Consider the following 14,048-nt stretch of genomic DNA (forward strand, 5'->3'; position numbering starts at 1 on the left):
CTGCTTTTTTTTACTTATCTCTGCAAGTCAGATTCTCTTTTCTTGCGTGGCTTTTCTTCTGGATGTTCCTGTCCTTCTTTCTTATGAAAGGAATCCACTCCCGGTATCAGTGAGAGACTTCTGCCGTTGTCCCAACTGATGCCGAGCTGACCTGCATCATCCACATACTGCACAGTTCCTTCCAGTCCCTGCGGCATACCCGCTTCTCCGTCCATCGAATCCAGACAGATTCTTGTTCCTGCCGGATATTGTTCTCTAAGTCGTGCCACTTTTTCTCTTGAATAAATGACCAATCAACCACTCCTTTCTCTACCAGAACATGTGTCTGGTGGTATTCGGTTTTGCAACCTGAATAATGATTTTATCTATTCCATCACTATATCTTCCGGCTGCAAGATATTTACTTCTAAGCCTGTTCAGTGCCTTACGGATCTGCCTTTGTTCCCCGGCTGTAATCTGCAGCCGTTTCTGGGCGAGGTCGTATTCACTTACTTTTTTCAGAAGAGCTTTCGTTTCTTCCAAACATTCATCCTGCTCACTCTGTGCCTGCAGCTCATCATTCAGTGCCACCACGAACATATTTTTCATAATGTTATCCATCTTCAAATAGTATTTTGTCATCTGGCTGACCTCCTTTTTTTGTTACACCAAACATATCACAAGACCTCCGTAATAGCTACTCCAACCGTCCAACTTTTTCACTTTTATCGTTCCGGCTGGCTCTTTGCTTTTTTCTCTTTTCCGGATGCTTTTTCAGATGGTTTTTCATCCTTGGTTTCCGGTATTTTTACAGGATCTCCGATTGCGAACTCATCGGTTATATACTCCTGTTCCTTTGCACCAAAATTGCGTTCGATATGGTTTCGTATACTGTAGGAAGCCTGACGGACATCATTTAAAAAGTCTCTCAGTTCCTGCGGATCTTTCTTTCCACATTCATTTCTCTGTGCAATATACTCCAGATTGAATCCGGTAACATCCACACCATAACGTTTTGCAATCACATAGGCCGCACAATATGCCTGTGCGCTGACTTTCTGTCGGCTGTAGGTTCCGGTATGCTGGTCCAGTGCTGCACATGCCAGTTCTCTGTTCAGTGCATGGAATGTCGTTACTTCACTCATTCCGTTGCGGATATAAATGGTACGGTATCTCGGATTGTACTGGGCCTGCACTTTGTCTGGCAGATTATCCTCAATCTGTACACGCACCGACTGGTCTTTTAAGACAACTCCTACCAGTTCTGTCAGACTTCGCTGTGGGCGTTCTTCTAATGGCTTTCCTGACATCTGACTGATGTCAAATCCTTTTCCGATCGTATATCCTCTCCGCATTTCTCCGTCTTTTTCGTATTCAGTGGAAATCATATAAGTAATGCCATGCTCCCCTGCTTTTACTGAACGGTGTTCTTCTCTCCAGCGTTCATAAGACCTTACCACCTTAAAATCCGGATGCTGTCCGTAGATCAAAAGCAGATTCGGAGTTCTCTGTGTATTACACTCTGCCATAAAATCCAGAAAGCCTTTCAGTTTTTCTCCATCCTGAAAAACTCCCTGTGCCTGTGAATCTACTTCAGCCCATACCTCTTCTCTTTCCTGCTGCTTCTTGGCTGCATATTCTTCCTTGGTCAATTTCTGTTCAGGAATCTGCTGTTCTTCCGTTCCACCTGAAATCATGTCTGTTAAATCCATATACATTACCTGCCTTTCGTTTTCATATTCTTACGTTTCTTCCTGCTCTCTCTGGCATTTTTCCGTCTGTCCGGCCTCTTACGTTTCTCTTCCTGTTCCTTACGGATATCTCCGAGTTCTTTCCGCACAGATGGTTTTTCATTCTTTTCTTCCCAGCTAGTTTCCCGACCGGAAGAAATATTTTTGTTGCGCGAGAAAGGTTCGGACGGATTCTTTGCTTTCCCCTCCTGCGCATGTGTAAAATTTCCTTCCGGGAAAGCCTCATCCCCGATCTGGAACATTTCTTCCGCATCATCCAGTTCAAATTCTATCTTGCCTTCCGGCAGGACAACAGTCTCTGTCCGTACATTCTCCCCGGTTTCTTTTTCCATCTGGTTCTCTGCCTTTTCCGGTGCATTCTCTTTTTCCACTGCTTCTGTAACCATAGAGCCTGATTCTGCTTTTACAAAATCCAGATTCATCCGGTCTAATACCCGGTTCATCTTTGCTGCATCATCTGCAAATACCATGACCTCTGTCTGATCCGGATTCACCTTATCTTTGATGACAACATATAAGATACCTCTCGCTTTGGCTTCTTTCGCAAATTCTTTTAAGCGGTCACCCGGAACGGTAAAAAATTTCATCGGGCGCTGTTCCTTTAACATTCTGGTAAGCCTTGTTTTCCCTCTTGTCTTTTTCTGATCTTTCAGGGCGGCCGCAATAAAGATTGCCACATGCTTTGCCACATTTCCGGTAATCTTCAAAGAGTATTCCATTCCTTCCAGACTGTACCGCACCACCTGATCTGCCGGTTCTGCTCCGTAATTCATACTTATCTCACCTCCTGACTCTCTTTTTCTTTGTGTTCCACACGTTTCTCATTCTGGTTTTGTTCTTCTGCCTTTCGAAGTCTTTCTTCGATTTCCAATGAATGCTTTTCAATCCGGACGGTCATACGGACTTCTTTTCGGAGATTTTTTAATTCCTCATTGATTTCAGACAGCCGTGCTTTTCCACTGTCTTCACTGTCATTCCGATAGAGCTTTCTGCGTTCCTTCATCAGTTCTGAAATCTGCTTTTGTAACGGCTCACGGTATGTGGCAAGCTGTTCTCTGGTCGTAATGTCATGCTTCATTAAAAACTCAATCTGTTCAATCCTCTGATCCAGTTTCCGGATATCCTCTCTGACAGCGTATGGACTCCTTTTCGGTCTTTTTGGCAGTACCCCCATTTGATATAAATAGGAATAATACAGTGCCTGAATCCCGGTCAGTTTCTTTTTGGGATGAATCTGTACTGCCTTTTGATAGACTCGTTTCACCTTGGGCTGTAGTATCTGCCCACGTATTTCCTCTTCAGAATAATTTTTTCCAAGGGAACGCAGACGAATATACCGCTCCATTCCCGGAGCTTTTAAAGAAATGTATTTCCTGTTCAGTTTCCATGTATAACCCCGCTTTTCCATCTCTTTTAGGAATTGTGACCAGGAGTAGCTTTCCTGTACCGATTCCCTGATATCCAAACGGATCGCCGTTCTCCATGTCGGCTTTCCTTCCTGTTCTGCTTTCCACTGTACATAAGGGATTGATTTTTTCTGATTGGATTCAATGATAGACAGACCATATTTTCTGCACAGCTCATCGGAGATCTTCCGGATCTCCGTATAATAACTCTTTGCATTGCTGTGGTACTTACGCCCGTCTGCCATGCTCACAGAGTTCCAGACAATGTGGTTATGATAATGTCTGGTATTCAGATGCGTTGTGATAACGACTTCATACTGTCCCTTTAAGAGCCGGTCTGCCAGTTCCTGTCCGATGAGATGTGCCAGTTCCGGTGTCACCTCACCTTCTGCAAAACTCTGTACCAGATGGTATCCTTCCACACCGCCCATCTTATGGAATCTCTTTTTTGTTGCCACCATATCTGCATACGCATTTTCATTGGTACATCCGATGGTATCTTCGAAGACCGCCTGTTCCGTCTTTGTCCGGTTCATGGCATAATCAATGGCAGCCTCCAAAGAGTCTGCTTTCTGTGTGGTTTTTTCTTTGTCTTTCACATATTCGATGGAACGGTCCAGGCGGTGGACGGGGATAACACTTGTATAAGCCATCGGTCATTACCACTCTTCCTTTACCAGATGCCATGTCTCTTTGGTAAGCCGCAGCATTTCCTGAATACTCTGCTCGCTTGCCATACCAGAAGCATTGGCAACATGTGCAAGCTGATTGGCATTGTTGCATAAGCCTGCAATCTTTCGGAGCAATTCGGGATGATGCTCACAGGGTTTTGCATGAACCTGCGCTCCTAAAATCAACGAACGCATAAACTCTTCCCGGCTCAGACCGCTTCTTTCGACCTGCTCATTCAGTTCCCTGACTTCCCTTGCATTAAGCCGTACCGGGATCACATGGTTTCGTTTTCGCATTGCATCACCGTCCCTTCTTTTTTCTCTTCCTCTTTCATCATACCGCCAAGATCCTCATCGGATTTTTTCGCTGCAACCATGCAACAGGTCACTATCACTCCTATAAATCCTCCGCTCATCAATGCGATTACAATCATTACTCCATTTCTTAACATGACTTGATCCTTCCTTTCCATTTCCGTCTGTGTCCGGGGGATTGGGGTTCTCCCCAAAGTGCGTTTGGATATCCAAACGCTATGCTTGCAATACGAGTACCACCAGTTTCTGTAGCACTGGATTGACTCGATTCTGATTTATTTTGATTCTTTTATCTGTACCAATCCATCAAGTGTCGTACAAATGATATGGAGTCTGTCTGCCATACTGATTTCGGTATTCATTGTTCCTGTCACTTCTTTTCCACATACGACTACCATCCGGCATCTCCGTAAAAGGATATGTGACATTCTTCCATATCCCTGCATATCTTCTGCATCGGACTCTTCCAAGAATGGTGAGAATACAAATCTCGGACAGATTGGTACATACCCAAGTTCATAGATTTTTCTGCAATATTTCTGCACTTTTACCCGGCTTTCTTCTGCTGAACAGCACACATAAGCCAGCGCCTGTTCCATACGCTCCATCTCCTTCCTGCATCCAGTTGGATGCCACTGCTTTTTCTCTATAAAAACAAGATGTCCTATTGGACATCCCGACTACTTTTCATCCTCTTTCTGCTCTGCTTCTAATGCAATTCTCACTCTGTCACTTCCCAGTTTGTAGTAGGCATCTGTTACCTCAATTCCCACTGCACGATAACCTGTCATAACCGCTGCAAGGACAGTCGTTCCTGCTCCGGCAAACGGGTCCAGGATCAGACCTCCCGGTTCGCAAATCTGAATGACATCTTTCATAAGCTGCAATGGTTTCTCTGTCACATGAATCCGGTTCTGCGGATTTCCATATCGGAAAACACCCGGCAGACAAGATACCGGACGGTTGATCGGCATCGGTCCGTTACTGCCCCACACAATGTATTCAGCCTGCTGGCGGAAACGGCCTTTCTGTGGACGGGAGTTTCCCTTATCCCACACCGCTGTTCCTCTCCAGATCCATCCTGCCCACTGCAATGCATCGGTAATCGATGGATACTGACGCCAGTCAATGAACAGGCAGATCGGAGCACCTTTCTTACAGGCTTTCCGCACATCATAAAGCCACTCAGCCATCCAGTGTGTCCAAGATCTCTGGTCTTTATTATCTCCATCGAAATCCGGAAGTGCATTCGCAGCACTCATACTGCTGTATTTCTGGTTTGTAGTACGATTTCTTTCATTCTGCTTTGTTCCACCGGACGCATACGGTGGATCGGTAATGACTGCATCAAAGATTCCCGGCTGGAATGCTTTGACCAGTTTTAATGTATCTCCATGTAATATTCTCCAGTTTTCCCCTTCGGCATATTCCTCCGGGTATGTTCCCTCTTTCATAAGTTCTTCCAAACTCAGGTCATTTGTCATAGGCATCATCCTTTCTGTTCTCAGCGCTCCGGCTGATTTTTCTTCTTTATTTGTCTTTTCCGGTAGGACTCCGGTGGCTTCAATTTTTCAGGAATAGCGAATGCACTCCACTTCCCCTTTTTATATAAGAACATATCTTTCATGTGGTTATCGAATATATCCCATGGAAAAACATCCCCTTTAATATAGATATTTCCCCTTACTTCTCCATACACATGACTTTCCCCACCGATGATAGGTGCATTTATTCCTACCGTATCAATAAATGCTTTTCCACTGATTACGGCATCTTCTTTTATCTCACCGCCACAAATATAACAGTCGCTCTTTGCAACTGCCCTGTCATAAAAAGTAATATCTCCGGTAACAACAGCAGAACCTCTGACCAAGCTGCCGTCGTAGAGTGCAGCCTCTTCCTTTATCTCACCGTTTTCGCAACAAATCGCATCATCATAAATCCAGCAAGCACCTTCTTGTGACAGATTGCTTTCCTTCTCAACAAAACCACCCATTGTTCCTTTTGGTACTTTATCATTCACGTCTGTTAATGCCTGTATTCTATGAAGCCAGGGATACTTCGGATGTTTACTCTCTGTAATCTTATACTTTCTCATATTTTTCCTTTCATCGTTCTGGCTGATGCTTTTTCTTTACCTTTTTATTTTCTTTTGGCGGTGAACTTAGCTCCGTTTCCACATATTCACTGATGATACAAAGAGCCTTGTTATAATCACCGCTCTCCCTTACCCTTTTACACATTTCTTTTGCTTCTGCTGTCTGGTCATTGTTTTTCAGAAGGATTGAGGCATCGCTCATAATAGAAAAGATATTTCCATCATGTCCCAGAAGCGGTAACTTGGGACGTGGTTTGTTCGGATGTGATTTCTCTGTTTGTGTTTCATTTTGTGTTTTGGTTTCTTCCTGCATTTTTGCCCGTTCCATCCCCGGATGCCAGAAATGGACATTCAAAATTCCTTCCTCTACCTGAATGTCCTGCTGTTCAAATCCTTCTCCCCAGCCATCACTGTACTGCCCTGTAATATAATCACCAAGCTCTTTTAGTTCTTCCGGGTTCAGGAATTCATTTAATTCCAGTTTTGTACAGCCATATAAGGTTCCTTCCTGATTTTCTATGGTAACAACTGCACTTTTTACTTTTTCCTGAATGGATGCACTGCCGGAAAAATACTGCATAAGGTCATCTTCCCCATATCGGTTCAGTTCCTCACGGATTGCACTTTCATACCAGGCAAGGTCTGTCCCATACAAAGGCATTCCATATGCATCATTTTCTGTCCACTCTTCTTCCCATTCTGATTCTTCCGAAATAAGATTTCCAGTTAGTTCTGTCAATAGATTGATGTGTATCGTTTCTTTTTCTTCCATTTTCTATCACCTGCTTTCCAATGGTCTGTCTCTGCACAGATTCGTCTGCTTTCTTTCTTTTGCAAGATCTGCATAGTCTGCCCCTTCTCTTTCCGGCAGGTTGCTGATGATCTTGTATCTTCCTTCATAATGCTTTTTCATCTGTTCTTTTGCCCATCTTCCGGCAAAATCATTATCCGTACAGATTTCAATTTCCTTGATTTCCGGATGGTTCTTAAGGAACGCTTCCAGTGCGTCCGGCGGCTTTTTAAAACGTTCACTCTGTATCTGTGCGTTTTCTTTCGGAGCAGCAATTCCCCCAAGGGAAAGCCGGTATTTATCCTGCTTTCCCTCTTCCAGTGTCATATGTGCCAGTGCATCAATACAGGCTTCGTAAACAGCAACCCGATTCGTCTCTTTTCTTGGAGGAATACAAAAACTGTACTTCTTTTCACTCCCGACCTGTTCCATCTTGAATCCTTTCCTGTTTTTTTCATAGATTCCTCGCAGGAAGGCATATCTCGCTTTTCCCGATTCATCTTTCCCGACAAAAACAGCATTATGGTACGGAACACTTTCATAAAGGATTTCCTGTGAGATACAATACGTGATCACCGCATCGCTAACCCCACGGTGGTTCAGATAGGCCCGGATTCTCCGGCAGTTTAAGAATCTCTCCGGCAGCTTAAATGGTGGTTTTTCTTTTTCAACTGACTGTGTTGGAAGAAAAGACGGACTCTCTTCGCACAACAGCTTTACGGCATCTGTAAATTTCATCCCATCCACTTCTATGAGGAAACGCAGTGCAGACACGCCGCCGATATCTCTGGACTTCCAATGCCATTTGCTGGACAGTTCATTGATTTTAAAACTGTCGTGGTCCGTCAACTGCCATTCATTTCTGGTTCTTGTCTTTTGCAGTCTCTGTGCCTGATGCGTTCGTAGATACTCATATGCAGTCATGTTCTTTGCTGCCTGAATCTCCTCTTCCGTTACCCAAGGCATTACAGAATGGTATCCTGAAGAGCCAGTACCTTATCAGTTCGCTCCCAAGGAAACTCCTTTCTTCCAAAGTGTCCAAAAACTGCCGTCTGCCGGAAAATCGGACGGTTCAGTCTGAGAGATTCCATGATCTGGACAGGTGTCACTCCAAACACCAGTGGGATTGCTCTCGCCAGACAATCATCTGCACACACTTTTCCTGTACCAAAGGTATCTACTGCGATCATCACCGGCTCTGCCACTCCGATTGCGTAAGCCAGAGACACCTGACATCTGCTTGCAAGTCCGGCAGCTACCATATTTTTGGCAATATATCTTGCCATATATGCTGCAGAACGGTCTACTTTTGAACAGTCCTTCCCCGAAAATGCACCTCCGCCATGCGGAACCATACTGCCATAGGTATCCACCATCAGCTTTCTTCCGGTCAGTCCGGTATCTGCATCAAGCCCTCCGCACACAAATCTCCCTGACGGATTGACCAGGATCTTCGTATCCTCATCCGGAGGCAGTAATCGGAGTGCCGGACGAAGCACCTTCTCCCTAATCTCGGTCTCTAACTTCTTCAGGCTCTTTTCTGCACTGTGCTGGCAGGAAACAACCACGCTTTCCAGTCTCACTGGTTTTTCATCTTCATATTCTACGGTTACCTGTGCTTTCCCATCCGAAAAGATATCTTTGATATATCCGCTTCTTCTGCAAGCCGAAAGTTCACGGGTGATTCGGTGTGCCAAGACGATAGGCATTGGCATAAGTTGTGCGGTTTCGTCACACGCATAACCGACCATAACGCCCTGATCTCCAGCTCCCCGGCTTCTGTCTCTTCCCTTTTTTCCATTGTTGTCCCGGAATTCTTTTGATACACTCACTGCTTTTGCGATATCCGGACTCTGCTGGTGTACAAATGTATCCATTTCTATTCCATCTGTACAATATCCGCATTCCCCCAGAACCTTTCGGATCACATCAAACACTGGCGGCTCATATCCGCTGCTGATTTCTCCTGCCACAAACACATTTCCTCTTGTCGCAAGCACTTCACATGCAACCCTTGAAGACGGATCATGTTTCAGGCATTCATCTAAGATTGCGTCTGCGATCTGGTCACATACTTTATCCGGGTGTCCTTCTGTTACTGATTCTGCTGTATAATAACGTTTCATTTTTCTTCTCCTTATATCTACAAGTCCTGCCACTAGCAAATCTTTACTTACGAATGCATGGCAAGATAGACAGGGCAGGAGCTGCCTGATGCACATCTCCTGCCCTGCCGGATTGATTTATCCAGTTATTCTTCTTTTATTTTTCTTCTGTTTCTTCTTTATTTTCTGTCATTCTTGACTTCTTTCTGCGGTACACAGTCACTCCTGTAACTGTTCCGGCAGATGCCAGTGCAAGCAAGACAAATGCCCACACTTTCTGGTTATCCCCTGTTTTTGGTGCATTGGTCTTTTCGGTTGTTTTCTCCGGTGTTCTGGCATCTTTCATTTCTACTTTCTGCACTTCCATCGTATCTTTCAATGTAAATGTAACATCTTCGGCAATCTCATACCCATCCGGTGCTGTGATCTCACGCAAGGTAAGTTCCTCATTGACCGGAAGCTTCGCAACAGAATGTGGCTTTCCGTCCGTGATCCACTCTTCCAGAACAGTTCCGTCTTTTCGGATGATCTGAAGCTTTGCCCCTTCCAGTTCTTTCCCTGTGCTAATGTCTGTTTTGGAAATTTCCACTTTGGAATATTCGTCTTTCATTTCAACCTTTGTCACACTTCCATCTTCTTTGACTTCAAAGGTCACATCGCTGGCAGACACATAGCCGTCTTCATAAGGAGCCAGTTCTTCATGCAAAGTATAAGTTCCTTCCGGCAGACCATAAATCACATGATCTTCTTTGGTACTGGTCCATTCTTCCACGACATTTCCGTCTTTGTCGATCACCTGAAGTTTTGCTCCCTCCAGCTCTTTTCCGGTAGTCGCATCTGTCTTGGTGATACGTGTCTCGGTCGGCTGGTTCTCAACTTCTTTACTCAGTACAATCTTTTCAAGATTCTGGTTTTCGTAGGATGCATCTACCTTCCATACTTCCTCGTTCGGAAGATATCCGGCTTTTCTGACTTCCTCTTTGACATAATATTTTCCATGTGGGAGGTCACTGTCAAAAGTCAGATTTCCGTTCTTATTGGTTGCTTTCTTTTCCAGCAGGGTATCCTTCTCTACAAGAACTTCTCCCTGATTAGAAACGATATCTTCCGCAGCATACAGTCCAAAAATAACACTTTCCAGCTTTTCGCCTGTGACAGCATCTTTCTTTTCTACTGATACGGAAACTTTCTGTCTTTCATTTTTATAGGTAACACCTTCATAAACAACTGCCTGTGTATCATCCTCGGCTGTCAGGGTAAATTCTTTCTGCTCGGTATTCAGGACAAAATTCTCTCCTGCTACAACCTCTTTCAGATAATAAGTTCCCAGTGGCAGATTGTAGATAACTGCTGTTCCATTTTCATCTGTAGTCAGTTTGGCTACCAGGTCATCTTTCTCATAACGGACAACTGGATTTCCTTCTTCGTCCTTTGCTCCGTCCGGTGAATAAATAGTATCCTTAGCATATACTTCAAACTGGGCACCTTCTACTCCGGTTTCTTCATATTTAAATTCTTTATAGATACCTGTTTCTTCTTTCCCTGATACCGCATTTTTTACCTTTGACACAAGCGTCTTTACTTTTTCCAGAACAGAATCTCCTGTTACTTCGGTAAGCTGTTCTCCCTTTTTCGTCAGGAGCAGGCTTCCTACCTGTTCATCGTTTTTCTGTTCTACCTCTACAATCGTTGCTCCTGTATCTGGATCAATCTGATGTGCAGTGTTTGAGGATACTGTAATTACAATACCGCTCTGTGGATTTTCTTTATATGTTCCTTTTGTAGTCTGCTCTAATGGTGAAATAATCGTTGTTCCATCATACAGGGACTCTTCGCTTCCCTGTCTTACAAATCCTTCTGGTGCTTTCACTTCTTCGATTCGATAGGTAGAGCACTTCAGTTCCTGCGGTGTGATCAGATATCCTTCCTCGTTTGTTTCGAATACACTGATCTTTTCTTTCTTCGGATACTGAACAACCTGTTCCACATATTTCTTATTTGTCACATCGTAAATCTTATAAGAAGCACCAGCCTTTAAAACCGTATTTCCAGTCTGTGCATCCTTCTTTATAATTTTCAACAAGAATTCAAACGGACGGTCATCAAACACTCGCCACTGCATAGGTTCTCTGTTGTCATCTTCCACATTCACCACAAATGGATCGATGGTCTTCAGATTCTCCGGTGTCGTGCTTTCTACCACAACATAACTTCCATAAGGCAGTTCCGGGCTGACTGCATATCCTTTTGTATCCGTGATCAGTTCCGGCACTGGTACGGCTGTTCCATTTTCATAGGTGACTGCCACCTGCTCGTTACTGAAATCATAATTTTTAAAATCACTTGCCGTGTAGCTTTCTCCATTGACCGGTTTCAGCTTTCCATTTTTCACCTGTGACAGGCTGCTAATCAGATATACCTGAAATCCTGCGCCTGCGACCAGGTCTGTTTCTGTCTGCTCTTCATCTTCACTGATTTTGATCAACTGAAATGCCTGTTTCTTCACCTGTTCTTTTACCGTAAGGTCTCTTGTCACTTCTGCAACATCTTGTCCCTCATAGGTTACGGATACCTCATATCTTGTAGTATCCAGTGTATATCCTTCCGGCGGAGTGATCTCTTTTACATACATTTCCCCAAGGTATAATTCTGAGAACTCCAGTGTTCCATCATCACCGATGACTCCCTGTGCGATCAGGCTGTCCTGTTTATACAGCACCCCTGTTGTTCCATCCGGATGCACGATATCTTCTTTGGCATACAGACCATACACCGCACCTCGAAGAGCGCCGTCTCCCTGTGGCTGGAATGCAAGTGTTTCCTTATCAATCTTTGCGATTTTTACTTTTCCGGTGACCCTCTCATCCGTTGCTGTTACCGTCAATGTCTTTCCGGCTGCAACATCCACTTGATAGACTTCCTGATTCCGTTTATATCCGGTCGGTGTAGTCACTTCTTTTACATACACAGTTTTGAGTGCGGCATCAAAATAATCACTGACTGCTTTTCCGTCTGTTCCGGTTGCAGTCATTGTCATCAGCAGATTTTCGCACTTCTTATCGGTGTAAATACCGTATACTGCTCCAGATAGTGGGTTCTGTGTATTGATATCTTTCTTCGTCAACTCAATACGTGTCATGTTCAGCCACTGTACGCTGAAGCTTACCGGAGCTGCTGTTTCGCTTTCAAATACACCGATATCCTGTTTGGAATCTCCGGTCGTCAGCACCAGCGTTCTCCATGTCTTTCCGACAGAACCATATAAGCTGCCGGAAGCATAACTGCCTGTCAGTAATAAATCCGCAGACAGATAGAATGTATCTCCACCATAAATCTGGATTTTTCCATTTGTAACACTTGTTCCTTTAGAAAGATTATGTGCAGTCACATTTTCCGGTACACTCAATGTCACATAGTTTCTGTGATCTCCAGACAGTGTGATATTTGGTGTTTTCTGGATGTTTCCATCCCGTACTGCATTCAGCTTTGTGCTTGAAAAGCTCAGTTCACCTTTTGGCGGTTCTTCCTGTCCGAACAGATAATTGATATATGCGATAACCCCTGCATTTACAAGGTCATTATAATTACATCCGGTAAATCCGGCTTCTCCTGCGTAAGCGTAGCTGGCTGCAATATGCGTATACACATACTTTTCATCCTCTGATTTCCCGGACAGATAACTTCCTGTCAGATCTCCTGCCCCGCCATAGCCATAGTAAAGGACTTTCTGCAGATTCTTGTTACTGTCCAATACCTGTGCCACATAACTTCCACTCGGTGGGGATGCTTTCTGGGACTGGAGACAGTATGCGATCTTTCCGTTTACGGTAAACAGACACGTAAGATAATTTCCAAGATAACTTGGATAATAAATCGTTCTTCCTTTTGTCAGTGTGACTGTTGAACCACTGCTTGTGGCTCTTTCAGCCGCAGACAGTACCATGACATTCCCTTCTTCAATATCCTCTTTGAGTTCTTCGATTGCCTGTGCAGATGCATCTTCCCCGGATGCCTCGATCTCTACATCGGTATAGTTCTGCACAGGCGAGTCCGAATCATCTTCAGATTTTGTATCTGATTTTTGCTTTTCTCCACCATTGTCCTGTGCATATGCCTGACCTTCCGTATCCGTCAGGATCACCTTTCGGCTGATGATGTAGCTGTCACTCTGATCCTTTGGTACAACCATGTAAGAGGCAATGTAAGTTCCAGCTTTGTCCGGATGGTATTCCCCACCCTTTTCATCTTGGATGCTGACAAGCGTAACATCCTCTTTTTCTGCATCATAATGGATTCCTTCCATACTGGTTTCCACTGCAAATGTTTCATCCGAAATCTCTTTCGTGATATCGTCTGCCGTAACTGCCTTCTCTTTCCGACTCGTAGCCGCCTGTTCGGATGCCTGTACCTCCTGCCCCACATCCGTCTGCTCGGCAGCAAACGCATTGGCACTGCTTAAGGTACTGACGCCCACCAGGACAGCCAGTCCAAAGGCTGCGATTCTGGTTTTTAAATTCTTCACCTTCATGTGTGTTTCCTTTCTGATAATAAATACATTGTTCAGTAAAATACCGCAGAAGGTTCTCCCTCTGCGGTAACATTTATCTTGTGTATTGCTTTTCTGCTTTTTTCATTTCCTGTCTGGTGCATTTTACTGCATCCATCACTGCCTTTGTCGGCAAGCCATTTTCCAGACATCCTTCCAGAATTCCATCCAGATAAAATTTCGATGGTTTTGCCGGAACATCCTTATGAGGGGAGTTCATCGTGTATACGAATACTTCCCTTAAAGTTCCAGCCTGATCCTTAAACTGGTTCAAAAGTCAAGGACAGAATGTTGACAGTCCTTGCCAAAAGAGCATCACCGTAAGGTGATGCTCTTTTTTTTCGCGCCCTCTATCTCTCTATCTCCACGACGAAAAGAAGTCCTGAT

Annotated in this window: 14 protein-coding genes; all 14 read right to left on the reverse strand. The window is 44.4% G+C overall.

The genetic code is table 11. The annotated features are described in order from the left end of the window. Positions 1-14 precede the first annotated feature (14 nt). On the reverse strand, positions 15-269 hold the full coding sequence (locus EAI80_RS02840) for a DUF4314 domain-containing protein (protein ID WP_227084817.1): 255 nt from the start codon (positions 267-269) through the stop codon (positions 15-17). Between the two features lie 40 nt (positions 270-309). Next, complete coding sequence (locus tag EAI80_RS02845; RefSeq protein WP_004614509.1) at positions 310-621, reverse strand: hypothetical protein; 312 nt, start codon at positions 619-621, stop codon at positions 310-312. Between the two features lie 83 nt (positions 622-704). Next, positions 705-1,697, reverse strand: a complete 993-nt coding sequence (locus EAI80_RS02850; protein ID WP_004614510.1) for an ArdC family protein — start codon at positions 1,695-1,697, stop codon at positions 705-707. Then, positions 1,697-2,503: a PcfB family protein gene (locus EAI80_RS02855; RefSeq protein ID WP_004614511.1), complete on the reverse strand. Its 807-nt coding sequence runs from the start codon at positions 2,501-2,503 to the stop codon at positions 1,697-1,699. The genes EAI80_RS02850 and EAI80_RS02855 overlap by 1 nt, the downstream gene beginning before the upstream one ends. A gap of 2 nt (positions 2,504-2,505) precedes the next feature. Next, complete coding sequence (locus EAI80_RS02860) at positions 2,506-3,789, reverse strand: relaxase/mobilization nuclease domain-containing protein (protein ID WP_129980859.1); 1,284 nt, start codon at positions 3,787-3,789, stop codon at positions 2,506-2,508. Positions 3,790-3,795: 6 nt separating this feature from the next. Further along, positions 3,796-4,104, reverse strand: a complete 309-nt coding sequence (gene mobC / locus EAI80_RS02865) for a plasmid mobilization relaxosome protein MobC (RefSeq protein WP_015513332.1) — start codon at positions 4,102-4,104, stop codon at positions 3,796-3,798. Then, positions 4,083-4,259, reverse strand: a complete 177-nt coding sequence (locus EAI80_RS02870; protein WP_015513331.1) for a DUF3789 domain-containing protein — start codon at positions 4,257-4,259, stop codon at positions 4,083-4,085. Before EAI80_RS02870 ends, mobC begins: the two co-directional genes overlap by 22 nt. 138 nt (positions 4,260-4,397) lie before the next feature. Next, positions 4,398-4,721 carry a hypothetical protein gene (locus EAI80_RS02875; protein WP_015513330.1) on the reverse strand — a complete coding sequence of 108 codons (324 nt, stop codon included), beginning with the start codon at positions 4,719-4,721 and terminating at the stop codon, positions 4,398-4,400. 81 nt (positions 4,722-4,802) lie between these two features. Then, positions 4,803-5,615 (reverse strand): site-specific DNA-methyltransferase, encoded by an 813-nt coding sequence (locus EAI80_RS02880; protein WP_129980860.1) that lies wholly within the window; start codon positions 5,613-5,615, stop codon positions 4,803-4,805. Positions 5,616-5,626: 11 nt separating this feature from the next. Continuing rightward, on the reverse strand, positions 5,627-6,220 hold the full coding sequence (locus tag EAI80_RS02885) for a hypothetical protein (protein ID WP_129980861.1): 594 nt from the start codon (positions 6,218-6,220) through the stop codon (positions 5,627-5,629). Between the two features lie 10 nt (positions 6,221-6,230). Continuing rightward, positions 6,231-6,992 (reverse strand): hypothetical protein, encoded by a 762-nt coding sequence (locus EAI80_RS02890; RefSeq protein ID WP_129980862.1) that lies wholly within the window; start codon positions 6,990-6,992, stop codon positions 6,231-6,233. 6 nt (positions 6,993-6,998) lie between these two features. Then, positions 6,999-7,976, reverse strand: coding sequence for a DUF3991 and TOPRIM domain-containing protein (locus tag EAI80_RS02895; RefSeq protein WP_129980863.1), 978 nt, complete (start codon positions 7,974-7,976; stop codon positions 6,999-7,001). Continuing rightward, positions 7,976-9,136 (reverse strand): methionine adenosyltransferase, encoded by a 1,161-nt coding sequence (metK, locus tag EAI80_RS02900; protein WP_129980864.1) that lies wholly within the window; start codon positions 9,134-9,136, stop codon positions 7,976-7,978. The genes EAI80_RS02895 and metK overlap by 1 nt, the downstream gene beginning before the upstream one ends. 136 nt (positions 9,137-9,272) lie before the next feature. Continuing rightward, complete coding sequence (locus EAI80_RS02905) at positions 9,273-13,643, reverse strand: SpaA isopeptide-forming pilin-related protein (RefSeq protein ID WP_129980865.1); 4,371 nt, start codon at positions 13,641-13,643, stop codon at positions 9,273-9,275. Positions 13,644-14,048: the final 405 nt, after the last annotated feature.

The sequence above is a fragment of the Catenibacterium sp. co_0103 genome (genome assembly GCF_004168205.1).
Classification (GTDB): Bacteria; Bacillota_I; Bacilli_A; order Erysipelotrichales; family Coprobacillaceae; genus Catenibacterium; species Catenibacterium mitsuoka_A.